The organism is Neobacillus sp. DZ-9 (genome assembly GCF_059587065.1).
Window position 1 is genome coordinate 787,135 of the sequence record NZ_JCAIOL010000001.1, and the last position, 12,409, is coordinate 799,543.

Annotated in this window: 12 protein-coding genes; 8 read left to right on the top strand and 4 right to left on the bottom strand. The window is 38.4% G+C overall.

Translation table 11 applies throughout. The features are described 5' to 3' along the window. The first annotated feature begins 39 nt into the window (after positions 1 to 39). The 6 genes from mnmH to odhB all read left to right on the top strand — a co-directional run bounded on the left by mnmH (position 40) and on the right by odhB (position 8,142). Positions 40 to 1,116 carry a tRNA 2-selenouridine(34) synthase MnmH gene (gene mnmH, locus AC59HZ_RS04115; RefSeq protein WP_496544591.1) on the top strand — a complete coding sequence of 359 codons (1,077 nt, stop codon included), beginning with the start codon at positions 40 to 42 and terminating at the stop codon, positions 1,114 to 1,116. A 329-nt stretch (positions 1,117 to 1,445) separates the two neighbouring features. Beyond that, positions 1,446 to 1,574, top strand: coding sequence for a hypothetical protein (locus AC59HZ_RS04120; protein WP_496544592.1), 129 nt, complete (start codon positions 1,446 to 1,448; stop codon positions 1,572 to 1,574). A 27-nt stretch (positions 1,575 to 1,601) separates the two neighbouring features. Further along, positions 1,602 to 2,279, top strand: coding sequence for a response regulator transcription factor (locus tag AC59HZ_RS04125; RefSeq protein ID WP_496544593.1), 678 nt, complete (start codon positions 1,602 to 1,604; stop codon positions 2,277 to 2,279). Continuing rightward, a complete protein-coding gene (locus AC59HZ_RS04130) occupies positions 2,276 to 3,673 on the top strand; it encodes an ATP-binding protein (protein ID WP_496544594.1) in 1,398 nt (465 codons plus the stop codon). Before AC59HZ_RS04125 ends, AC59HZ_RS04130 begins: the two co-directional genes overlap by 4 nt. Before the next feature lie 379 nt (positions 3,674 to 4,052). Then, positions 4,053 to 6,905: a 2-oxoglutarate dehydrogenase E1 component gene (locus AC59HZ_RS04135; protein ID WP_496544595.1), complete on the top strand. Its 2,853-nt coding sequence runs from the start codon at positions 4,053 to 4,055 to the stop codon at positions 6,903 to 6,905. Further along, positions 6,898 to 8,142 carry a 2-oxoglutarate dehydrogenase complex dihydrolipoyllysine-residue succinyltransferase gene (gene odhB, locus AC59HZ_RS04140; RefSeq protein ID WP_496544596.1) on the top strand — a complete coding sequence of 415 codons (1,245 nt, stop codon included), beginning with the start codon at positions 6,898 to 6,900 and terminating at the stop codon, positions 8,140 to 8,142. The genes AC59HZ_RS04135 and odhB overlap by 8 nt, the downstream gene beginning before the upstream one ends. Positions 8,143 to 8,199: 57 nt before the next feature. On the opposite strand, the gene sda is transcribed toward odhB, so the two are convergent. Further along, positions 8,200 to 8,325: a sporulation histidine kinase inhibitor Sda gene (gene sda, locus AC59HZ_RS04145; protein ID WP_420491584.1), complete on the bottom strand. Its 126-nt coding sequence runs from the start codon at positions 8,323 to 8,325 to the stop codon at positions 8,200 to 8,202. A gap of 241 nt (positions 8,326 to 8,566) precedes the next feature. Here sda and AC59HZ_RS04150 point away from each other — a divergent pair, with 241 nt between their 5' ends. Then, positions 8,567 to 10,204, top strand: coding sequence for an AMP-binding protein (locus tag AC59HZ_RS04150; RefSeq protein ID WP_496544597.1), 1,638 nt, complete (start codon positions 8,567 to 8,569; stop codon positions 10,202 to 10,204). A 90-nt stretch (positions 10,205 to 10,294) separates the two neighbouring features. Next, positions 10,295 to 10,498 carry a DUF6501 family protein gene (locus tag AC59HZ_RS04155; RefSeq protein WP_496544598.1) on the top strand — a complete coding sequence of 68 codons (204 nt, stop codon included), beginning with the start codon at positions 10,295 to 10,297 and terminating at the stop codon, positions 10,496 to 10,498. Positions 10,499 to 10,539: 41 nt separating this feature from the next. Here AC59HZ_RS04155 and AC59HZ_RS04160 read toward each other — a convergent pair whose 3' ends face one another. The 3 genes from AC59HZ_RS04160 to AC59HZ_RS04170 all read right to left on the bottom strand — a co-directional run bounded on the left by AC59HZ_RS04160 (position 10,540) and on the right by AC59HZ_RS04170 (position 12,354). Next, a complete protein-coding gene (locus AC59HZ_RS04160) occupies positions 10,540 to 11,115 on the bottom strand; it encodes a YhcN/YlaJ family sporulation lipoprotein (RefSeq protein WP_496544599.1) in 576 nt (191 codons plus the stop codon). A 127-nt stretch (positions 11,116 to 11,242) separates the two neighbouring features. Beyond that, the gene (gene yidC / locus AC59HZ_RS04165) at positions 11,243 to 12,034 is read right to left on the bottom strand and encodes a membrane protein insertase YidC (protein ID WP_496544600.1); all 792 of its coding nucleotides are present in this window, start codon (positions 12,032 to 12,034) and stop codon (positions 11,243 to 11,245) included. 29 nt (positions 12,035 to 12,063) lie between these two features. Beyond that, positions 12,064 to 12,354 (bottom strand): hypothetical protein, encoded by a 291-nt coding sequence (locus AC59HZ_RS04170; protein WP_496544601.1) that lies wholly within the window; start codon positions 12,352 to 12,354, stop codon positions 12,064 to 12,066. Positions 12,355 to 12,409: the final 55 nt, after the last annotated feature.

Consider the following 12,409-nt stretch of genomic DNA (forward strand, 5'->3'; position numbering starts at 1 on the left):
GTTTGTTTTGATATTTATTTTACAGGGAGTGTAATATCTATGAAGGAAATAACTGTTGAAGAACTTATGACGATGAAGAATCCGATCATCATTGATATACGCTCGCCAATTGAGTTTAACGATGGTGCGATTCCTGGAGCAATCAATGTGCCTTTATTTACTGACGAAGAACGCCAAGAAATAGGGACAATTTATAAACAAGTAGGACAGGCAGCAGCAAAATGGAGAGCGATGGAGCTTGTTTCTCCCAAAATACCCGATTTACTTCAAACCATTAAATCCTTTAATACGGACGGAGAACTGATTATCCATTGCTGGCGCGGCGGAATGCGCAGCAAGGCAGTCGTAACCTTTTTAGAATTCGCCGGTCTTTATTCATGGCGTTTGGTCGGCGGATATAAAGCCTATCGTAATTATATCCTTGAGAAATTGCCAACGATGCTGCCAGACAAAGCTATCGTATTGCATGGATTGACTGGTGTCGGCAAGACAGAGGTTTTGAAAATTTTAAAACAGAAGGGATATGCTGTTTTGGATCTTGAAGAAATGGCCGGCCATAGAGGTTCGATTTTTGGTACCATTGGTCTAGGTGAAGGATATAACCAAAAAACCTTCGACGCTCTTCTTTTTAAAGGTTTACAAGAAATCCACGGTTCTGAGTATTTTCTGGTTGAGGCAGAAAGCAAACGAATTGGCAAAGCAGTCCAGCCGGAGGAATTAATGACCAGCAAGTTTAAAGGCATTAACATTCATCTTCATTCACCAATTGAGCAGCGAGTTCGGCACCTTGTTACCGAATATGTACTGCCTTATAGAGATCAGCCTTGGTATCGGGAAAAAATATCAGTTAGTTTAGAAAAGGTGTTAAGAAGGATAAAGGATAATGATATTAAAAAAGTACTTATGCAAACATTAGAGGATCAAAATTATCCTGAAATGATACGAATTTTACTTGAACACTATTATGACCCACGCTATGATCATGCGAGAGGAGATTACGAAGGAGAATTTTTTGAAATTATTGCCGAAAACCCCATTGACGCTGTGGATAAAATTACTTCAAAGTTAAAAGACTTTTCGGTAAACCCTCAGCTCGCTCTATATAATCATTTCTAATCTATTTTTAATGATATTTTCATTTATCTTTATGATTTCTCTTGTATGATATGGTTGTATGAATAATCTTTAGGAACCAGCTTGTGAATAATTCAGATTATTTAAGTTCATTTTGCTTAGGTTTGCGTCTTTCTTGCTGCTAAGAACAAGCCTAACCAAAATGATGGTTCCTATTAGTTAGCACACGTTTCGCGCGTGTGCTTTTCTTTATCATAAACATTTTTTTATTAGATTCTCATTTTCTTTTCATACTGCTTTCCTTTTTCAGCGCTATAATGGCTTCAATTCTAGCTTAAATACTTAGACTGCTGGAAAAGGAGGAATGCAAGATGCCTTGGGTTCGTTTAGTTATTGTTGGCTTCTTTTCACTAACCGCACTTTCTCTTATGTCATACCAGTCGATTGAAATTGTACACGCAGTAATTAATTTTTTTCATGACAAACATCAGTTAAAATAAAAGAAAATACATTGTGAGCGTGGAAGTATGCCTAAAATATTAATCATTGAAGATGAAAAAAACTTAGCCAGATTTATTGACCTTGAATTGAATTATGAAGGTTATGAAACAAAAGTTGCCTCAGATGGCCGTACCGGGTTGCAATTGGCCATTACTGAAACCTGGGACGCCATCCTGCTTGATCTAATGCTGCCTGAATTAAATGGTCTCGAGGTTTGCCGAAGGATCAGACAGGCAAATAAGACCCTGCCAATCATTATGATTACAGCAAGGGATAGTGTTCTCGACCGTGTCTCCGGCCTGGATAGCGGGGCAGATGACTACATTGTAAAACCATTTGCGATCGAGGAATTACTAGCTAGATTGAGGTCGTTGTTTCGAAGGGTTGAAGCATTAGGAACAACAGAATTAACAATAGTAACTTTTAAGGATATTGTGGTTGAACTGGAATCCTGTGTGGTTAAAAAAGGGGATAAGGTGATTGCTTTAACCAAACGCGAGTATGACCTTTTAGTGATTTTTATGACCAATATTAATATAGTTCTAACAAGAGAAGTACTATTAAATAAAGTTTGGGGTTATAGCACCGGGGTAGAAACTAATGTTGTGGATGTTTACGTTCGTTATCTGAGAAATAAAATTGATGATCTAAATGAAGCAAGCTATATCCAAACAGTGCGCGGAACAGGATATGTTATGAGATGAAAAAGAAAATAGGCTATTTTTTAAAACGGCTTCCCTGGCAGACTAAATTAGTCTTAAGCAGTTCTACAGCCATTTTTCTAACCTTTTTCTTGTTTAGCCTTTTAGAATATCATACCGTGTCAAAATGGATGTTGAATCGAGAAGAAATTGCCATAAATAGAACCATCACAGATATTGCTGCCTTTTATAAAGTTAAGCCGGGTCCTTTATCTCAACAGGATATAGAAAATAGTGAAGTCTTTTTAAGAAAAATGAACGATAAAGATCAGTTAATTAGGGTGTACAATCAAAAAGGAGAGCTGCTTGTTTCTGATAAAAATGGGGACTTTTCAGTGTTAGAGCCAACTCCAGCAAAAAATAGAACGATTGAAAGAGTGTCCATCGAAGGTAATGAAGCTATTGTTGCGAGATACCCCTTAATGAGTCAAAAGTTTAAAGGAACCCTAGAGATCGTTCGGCAATTAAACAATTATCATAAAATGATGAGTAATCTCTTTTGGGTCATGACGATATTTGGGTCAGCAGCCATTCTTTTTAGTGCTATTAGCGGGTTTTTTCTTTCAAAACAGCTGTTACGACCAGTCAGGGATTTGGCACGAGCCATGAAAAGGATAAAAGAAAATGGTTTTCAAGGAAGAATGGAATTATACGTGCATAAGGATGAATTAACAGACCTTACAAACGTTTTTAATGAAATGATGGATGAAATTGAGAAGTCATTCATGAAGCAAAAACAATTTGTAGAGGACGCTTCCCATGAATTGAGAACACCCGTTTCAATCCTTGAAGGGCATCTGTCATTATTAAATCGCTGGGGGAAAAAGGATCCTGCTATTCTTGATGAATCCCTTGATGCCTCATTACAGGAACTATCAAGGTTAAAAAAGCTAATAAATGATTTACTACTTTTAACACGTGCAGAAAATCCACGTGTAAAAAGTGGGGATAAGGCGGATATCCCTGCTGTTTTACAGCACTTGATTAAAAATATCGAGATTGTTCATCCCGAGTACCAGTTTAAACTTGAAATAGATCAGTCAATTCCTAAGGCTGCGATCGCTGAGCAGCATTTAGAACAAATCCTGATTATTCTCATCGACAATTCGATCAAGTATTCACAGGAAAATAAAACTATCTGGATTTCCGCCTTTCAAAGAGGTCGTGAAATATTGATATCTGTCGCCGACAGTGGAATTGGCATATCTAGTGAACATATACCGGAAGTATTTAATCGTTTTTATCGAGTAGATAAAGCGCGTAGCCGAGAAAACGGAGGAACGGGTTTAGGATTATCGATTGCCAAACGGTTAATTATGAAATACAATGGGTCCATTTCGATCGAAAGTAAAGAAGGCGTGGGAACAAAGGTCAGCATGATTCTTCCAATCGATTAATAGAGAAAAACGAAAAATAAACTCTAAAACACATAAGCACATATCTTTAAAATAAATTTTCCTTTAAAAAGGCTCTTTTCGTAAACTTTGTTGCTTTTGGAACTTAATAAGGTTCATTTACTAAGTTTCTGGGCAATTTTCGCAAAGGCTCTTACGAAAAGATGCCCCGACGCTTCTAGTTATACGGGTTGATAAACTTATACGTAAAACAACAATTTATGCGAAAATAGCCATTAAAAAGACCGGTTCGGTCTTTTTTTGTTGTGTATATGAAATTATTTGTTCAAAATTACACACACTAAACAGGGTCGTAAACGTAAAGATATATAGATTCATTTAAAGTCCAATAGGATACATACGTTTTAAGGGGGATTGATGAATGACCAGACAGAATGCAAATAAAAAAGCCTTCCTAAATAATTTTCTTGGGCCTAATCTTGGCTATTTAATGGAACAATTTGAAAAATATAAAGAGGATCCTTTGTCGGTTGAGCAGGATATGAGAGTTATTTTTGAACAATTAAATGAGGAGGATTTTATCGAAGCAGGAATTACAGTTCCAGTATCAAATCTGAAGGCGCCGTTAATTGAGAGTGAAAAGTTCCTTGCAGCTGTAAAGCTTGCTGAAAATATCCGTACTTACGGACACCTGGCAGCAAATATTTATCCATTAGGGAATCAAAAACCAGATGTAACCCACTTAGAATTAAAAAGCCATGGAATCAGTGAGGAGGATTTAATAAATTTACCGGCTGATATCATGACAAAAAATAGCCCATTATCTTATCAAAACGCACTAGAAGCGTTTGTATATTTAAAAGAGATTTATACAAAATCGATTACTTTTGAATTTGACCATGTACATGACGTCAGAGAGAAAAATTGGTTAATGGAAAGAATTGAGGACAGCCGTTTTCGTACGACCCTAACGAATGAAAAAAGAAAAAATATTTTAAAAAGGCTTGTGGAAGTCGAAGAATTTGAAAAGTTTCTTCATAAAACGTTTGTCGGTCAAAAGCGTTTCTCAATTGAAGGACTTGATGCAATGGTCCCACTCATTGATGAGGTTATTTCTGAGGCTGTTATAGATGGTGCTGAAAATATTAATATAGGAATGGCACATCGCGGCAGATTAAATGTCCTAGCCCATGTCCTTAATAAACCATACGAAATGATATTTGCAGAGTTTCAGCATGCCCCAAATAAAGAACTTGTTCCATCGGAAGGATCAACAGGCATCAACTTTGGCTGGACCGGCGATGTCAAATATCACCTTGGGCTCAACAGAGAGTTGGATGGTGGTCATTCTGTCAGGGCAAGAATATCGCTTGCCAATAATCCAAGCCACCTTGAATATGTTGGAGCGGTTGTAGAAGGATTTACAAGGGCGGCACAGGACGATCGAACAAAGCCTGGGTATGCTGAAGAAAATAGTAAATCTGCGGTAGCAATCTTAATTCATGGTGATGCAGCATTTCCTGGTGAGGGAATTGTTGCTGAAACACTCAATTTAAGCAGGTTAAAGGGATATCGTACAGGAGGCACCATTCATATTATTTCCAATAACACAATTGGCTTTACCACGGAATCGGCGGATTCACGCTCCACCAGGTATGCAAGTGACCTTGCCAAAGGATTTGAAATTCCCATCCTGCATGTAAATGCGGATGATCCAGAGGCCTGTATCGCTGCAGCTATTTTCGCCGCAGAATATCGCTATGTATTCCAAAAAGATTTTCTAATCGATTTAATCGGGTATAGAAGGTTTGGCCATAATGAAATGGATGAGCCAATGACAACCAGCCCGCAAATGTATTCGTTAATAACTAAGCACCCTACCGTCAAAGAAATCTATGCGAAGAGTTTAATGGATCAAGGCGTTATAAAACAAGACGAGTTAGCAGAACTAGAAAAACAAATCAGGGATAGATTAGCAAATGCCAATGAAAAAGTTTCAATGATTAAGAAAGATACGGAAATAAGTGTCCCTGAACCACCAAAATTCAAGAAGGAACATGAATCAATTATCACCAAAGTTCCTTTAAAAACACTTCAAAGTCTGAACAGCGAATTGCTTCAATGGCCAAAGGAATTCACCGTTTTCCACAAGCTGGAAAAAATATTGCAAAGAAGGTCAGAGGCACTTGAAGAAAATGGGAAAATCGAATGGGCCTTAGCTGAAACCCTGGCATTTGCGACGATTTTGGCTGAAGGAACGCCTATTAGGTTAACAGGACAAGATTCAGAACGCGGTACATTTGCCCATCGTCATCTTGTGCTCCATGATAGTCAAACAGGTGAAACCTATTCACCTCTTCATCATTTTTCGTCAGCAAAAGCATCATTTGCCGTTTATAATAGTCCCTTAACGGAAGGCGCTGTAGTTGGTTTTGAATATGGGTATAATGTCTTTTCACCGGAAACATTAGTGATTTGGGAAGCTCAATATGGTGATTTTGCCAATGCTGCACAAGTTATATTTGATCAATTCATCGCTGCCGGAAGGGCAAAATGGGGACAAAAGTCTGGTCTAATTTTGTTGCTCCCGCATGGGTATGAAGGGCAAGGTCCAGAACACTCAAGCGGAAGGGTGGAAAGATTTTTACAATCCGCTGCAGAAAAAAATTGGACGGTCGCAAACCTTTCAAGTGCTGCCCAGTATTTTCACCTGTTAAGACGTCAGGCTGCTATGCTAACTAAGGAAGAGATAAAACCGCTTATTATTATGGCGCCGAAAAGCCTTTTACGTAACCCGCTTGTTTCCTCGACGGCTGCTGACTTAAGTGAAGGAGAATTTAAACCGGTAATGGAACATTTCCAAACAGATAGGGACGATAAAAAGGTTGAAAAAATTGTCCTTTGTTCTGGAAAAATATCGATTGATATTGCAGAGCAGGTAAAAAATTCTGACAATTATGATTGGCTTCAGGTCATTAGACTTGAGGAAATATATCCATTCCCAGCTGATGAATTACGAGGAATTTTTGCGAAGTACGAGAATATCAAAGAAGTGGCTTGGGCTCAAGAAGAGCCAAAAAATATGGGAGTCTGGAATTTTGTGGAGCCGAGAATTAATGAAATAGTTCCAACCGGAATGAAAGTTGACTATATTGGCCGCCGCCGCCGGTCAAGCCCAGCGGAAGGGGAACCGAATGTTCATAAACTTGCCCAATCCAAAATTCTTCAAGCAGCCTTAACAAGGGCAGAAAAAGGAGGTTTACACCATGGCTGAAATTAAAGTACCGGAATTAGCAGAATCGATTTCAGAAGGAACGATTGCGAAATGGCTAAAAAATGTTGGGGAACATGTAGAAAAAGGCGATTATCTTGTCGAACTAGAAACGGATAAAGTCAATATAGAAATTATTTCAGATTTTTCAGGAACGCTTACTGAACAGAAATTTGCCGAAGGTGACACGGTGCGAGTAGGGGAAACGATCGCTGCTGTTGATGAAACCGGTCAAAGCAATACTGTCGTTGCAACTGAACAAAAACCGCCTGAGACAATTGCACAACCACCAATACAACCTATAGCAGCGACTGCCGAAGCTCAAGAAAAGAAAGAAGAATTAATTTCCCGTCCGATTGCTTCCCCAGCAGCCAGACGCCTAGCTAGAGAAAAAGGTCTCAATCTGAATGATATTCCTGCAGTGGATCCTCTAGGAAGAATAAGAAAGCAGGATGTTTCGTCCTATCAACATCCGGCCCAAAATAATACTCAAAAAGTGGGAAAAGCTGAAGAAATGGTGTCAGGTCAAAATGATTCTAAACCCATTTTATACGAGCGAATGTCGCGCCGGCGCCAAACAATTGCTAAAAGACTTGTAGAGGTACAACAAACCGCTGCCATGCTGACAACCTTTAACGAAATTGATATGACAGCAGTCATGGACCTTCGAAAAAGGAGAAAAGATAAATTTTTCGAGGAAAATGAGGTCAGGCTTGGCTTTATGTCCTTTTTTACCAAAGCAGTTGTTGCTGCTCTAAAGAAATTTCCTTATTTAAATGCGGAAATTCAGGGTGATCAACTGTTAATTAAAAAGTTTTATGATATAGGAATTGCGGTTGCCGCAGAAGAAGGACTCGTCGTTCCCGTGGTAAGAGATGCCGATCGGAAAACATTTGCGGAAATTGAAATGGATATCATGCAACTTGCCGAAAAAGCAAGAACCAATAAACTTTCCTTAAACGATTTACAAGGGGGAACTTTTTCGATTACCAATGGCGGGGTTTTTGGTTCATTACTGTCAACTCCAATATTAAATGGACCACAGGTTGGAATTCTTGGAATGCACAAAATTCAGTTAAGACCTGTTGCGATAGATAAGGAGAAATCGGAGAACCGTCCGATGATGTATGTTGCCCTTTCTTATGATCATCGTATTGTTGATGGAAAAGAGGCGGTAAGCTTCCTAAGTAAAATAAAAGAAATGCTCGAGGACCCTGAGAGTTTGCTTCTCGAGGGATAAGGGAAATTGAAAAACCGCTGAATAATGGTTCAGCGGTTTTTGGCGTGTTACGATTCATTATCGATTCTTAAATGGTCTTAATCCACGGCGTTGAATTTCATCCTTTAATATTTTAATCCATTCCTTTTCCTTACCAGACTTCAAAGCGTCCCGATACGTCACAACCAGCTGCTCATTACTCATAATTTTCAATGTGAGAATGCCTCCTTGGAAAATGGATTGAATATTCAGTTTTTACTATTGTAATGGTTTTCTTTTATTTTGAGAACCCCTTATTCTTAAAAATAAAAAGGTTCATAAATTGTTCATAGTTCGTTCACGGAAGAGAATTATATTTTAAAAATATTGAATATTCGTATAAATATGGTAACATACTTTTGAAAGCGTTTTATTGCATTTTTATGTACATAAGGGGGATGGGAGAATGTCGGTATTATTAAATGTTACCATTGGTGAGCTTTTAGAAGAAAAAGCAAAATTACAACCCGACAATAAAGCAGTGATATACTCAGATCGGGATTTAAGATGGACTTATCGCGAATTTAATGATATTTGCCGGCTTGCAGCTAAGGGTTTGATGAAACTCGGAATAGATAAGGGAGAACAGCTTGCTGCCTGGTCGACCAATACTCCTGAATGGCTGATTACGCAATTTGCAACAGGTAAGATGGGAGCAGTTCTAGTTACCGTTAACACTAACTATCGTACAGCGGAACTTGAGTATCTTCTGCAACAATCAGATTCCACAACTATTATTCTAATGGATGCATGGAAGGAATCCTCCTATATTGATATGCTCTATGAAATTGCACCAGAATTAAGTAACTCGGAACCAGGGAACCTGAAAAGCAGCCGTTTGCCATATCTAAAAAATGTCATAGTCCTCGGGGACAAACGCTATCCAGGAACCTATTCCTGGGATGATATAATGAAGCTTGGCCAATTGGTCTCTGATGAAGAATTAAATCAGAGAATGGATTCACTAGAGCCGGATGATGTCATAAATATGCAGTATACTTCTGGGACAACGGGTTTCCCTAAAGGTGTAATGCTTACCCATAATAATATCGTTAATAATGGCTTTAATATCGCCAGTTGTATGAAGTTGACCGCACGGGATAGACTTTGTATTCCAGTGCCATTTTTCCACTGCTTCGGTTGTGTTCTAGGAACAATGGCTTGTGTTTCAGTGGGAGCGACAATGGTTCCTGTGCAGGAGTTTAGCCCGAAACGGGTTTTACAAACAGTACAGGATGAAAAGTGTACAGGACTTCACGGAGTCCCTACGATGTTTATTGCAGAATTGAATGACCCTGAGTTTGAGAAATATGATTTATCAACTTTAAGAACGGGAATAATGGCAGGCTCGAACTGCCCCATTGAGGTTATGAAGGCAGTTATTGAGAAAATGGGAGCAACAGAAATAACGATTGCCTATGGTCAAACAGAGGCATCACCTGTTATAACCCAAACTAGAACGGATGACCCGATTGACTTACGCGTAGAGACCGTAGGAAAAGCCCTTCCGAACGTTGAGGTTAAAGTAGTTCAACCAGGTACATCACAAGAAGTTCCTTTTGGGGATCAAGGAGAACTTTGTACTAGAGGCTACCATGTGATGAAGGGGTACTATAAAAACCAATCAGCTACAAATGAGGCAATTGATGCTGAGGGATGGCTCCATACAGGCGATTTGGCTGTGATGGGTGAAAACGGCTATTGCAAAATAACTGGCCGGTTAAAGGATATGATCATTAGAGGTGGAGAAAATATTTATCCACGTGAAATTGAAGAATTTCTCTACTCTAATCCGAAGATTCTGGATGTTCAGGTGATCGGTGTCCCTGATGAAGTATATGGAGAAGAAGTGATGGCCTGGATCATTTTAAAAGAGGGCGAGGAGGCAACGGCAGAAGAAATCAGAGAATATTGCAGCGGGAAAATTTCAAAGTACAAAATCCCTCGCTACGTTGAGTTCACCGATGCCTATCCAATGACGGCCTCAGGAAAAATACAAAAATATCGTTTAAAAGAAAAAGCTATCGAAGCAGTTAAAAATTAATTTCAATCTAATATGGTGAGTTGTTGCACAATACAATCCCTTTTGATTATACTAGAAAATGGACAATGACTAATAGGGACGGTGGCAGCAATGATCCATTTATCTTGGCGTGAACGTGAAACTGTAAAAAAAGTGAAGTGTGTTCATACGGATGCAAAAAAATACCTAGTTCATAACGCGTTAACTGCTGGGAAAATCTATGATGTAAAAAATGAAACAGAAGAGTTTTATTACATTATTGATAATTCCGGGAAAGTTGGCGGTTTTTACAAAGAGTATTTTCAAGATGCATAAGATAAGGACTGCAGGGTATTGCCTGCAGTCTTTATTTTATATTATCGAGCATCAGGAAAAACACGGCGAATCGTTTTGGAGAATTCATCGATTAATCCTGAAACAGGTCTTCCATTCCGAATATCATTGGCATAGGTGTTCATCCGATCATAAAAGTCGGGATTAACCGATACATATACATTGTCAATATCCGGGTCAACAGATTTTACTTTTCGCGATATTTTATTTTCGATATCACTGGTTAATTTATTGCGGGATGAATTGTTCAGTTTAGCGGCAACAAAGGCGTTATTATCTGTAACAATGATATTGGCGCTGTCAACCTCAGACAGGCTGGTTACCTTGTCAGCAGCCTTATCAGCAATCCTCATTTTTGATTGATTATTCCCAACATTGTTACGGACATTTCGCATGTTCATATTTCGGTCAAGTTCAGAGTCACTAGTATCAACACCTGTGATAGCTGGTCCGCCATGATTCGGGTTTTGATAATTAACCCGTGCAGGTTCAATCTCATTTCTGTTCCGGTTGGCTACATCATTCACATTTTTATTTGCACAACCAGTTAAATAAAGACTAAAAAGTAAGGCAGATGTTAAGAATAACCCTTTTTTCATTTGATTTAGCACCCCTTTGTCTTAGTTGTACAAGAATAGCATTCCAAAATGGAAAGAAACTATCCTTAAGCACAAATAGGGAATAAAAAAGAAGCATCGGGAATCAATGCTTCTTTTAAGGAGTGAATTATTTTTGTTTCACAGCAACTTCTGCCGTTTTTTTCGATTGATACAGATTTCGACTTATCAATGTTTGAACGATAAGGAACGTTCCACCTACTACCCAATAAAGCGGAAGAGCAGCTGGGGCGCTAAATGAAAACATAACAATCATCAACGGTGATAATAACCCCATGTACTTCATTTGCGCCTGCTGGGCAGACGGCATATTGGATTGTGAAACTTTAAACTGGAAGTAATATATAAGCCCGGCGATGATCGTAATAAAAATGTCAGGGTGTCCAAGGCTAAACCATAAAAATTTATGGTGGGCAATTTCCTTTGAACCTCGAATTGCATAATAAAAGCCTGTCAAAATCGGCATTTGAATGAGGATTGGCAAGCATCCCATATTTAATGGATTAACGCCATGCTTTTTATAAAGCCCCATCATTTCAGCTTGAAGCTCTTGTTTTTTCTTTGGATCTTTTTCAGCCTTCATTTTATTTTGAATGGCGTCCATTTCAGGCTTTAAGACATCCATTTTTTCCTTCATATGCATCTGATTTTTATATTGTCGCAACATTAATGGCATTAATACAAGTCTGATAATTAGGGTAACAAGAATAATCGCTAAGCCATAATTCCCGCCAAAAAAATCTGCCACAGAGTGGATAATCGAGGAAAATGGATTTACAAGATAGGTGTGGAAAAATCCATTGTTATTACCACTTTGACTTTGGGAAGAACAGGCAGATAGAATTAGGGTTGTTAAAGATAATAAAGCAATAAGAATAAGTGAAGAACGTTTTGTTTTCATATTTCCTCCTATAAATGTGTTTTAGTATGCTAAGTTAAAAGGAAGGAAATAGGTTCCTCGGCATCGTCCTGAGAACATTCTTTTCTACGAATATATTTAACAATTCTAATCAGGATAAAACTCCCATTTAAACGGCTTTTTTTCTTATAAAAAAACCACGGGTGAATAATTTTTGTATTTGCAGGATTTGTCTGCGAGCCAATAAAGGAATATTCCACTCCCCAAGCCCATAGGTATTTCAGCATCATTCCTAAATAAATGCTGACATAAAGAGCCGTTAAGGCATTTATATCTGAATGATCAATAAGTAATTGGAACAAAAATTTTCACCTCGCATAAACAGCCAATGATAAGAGTATATAGGAGAATAGTTAA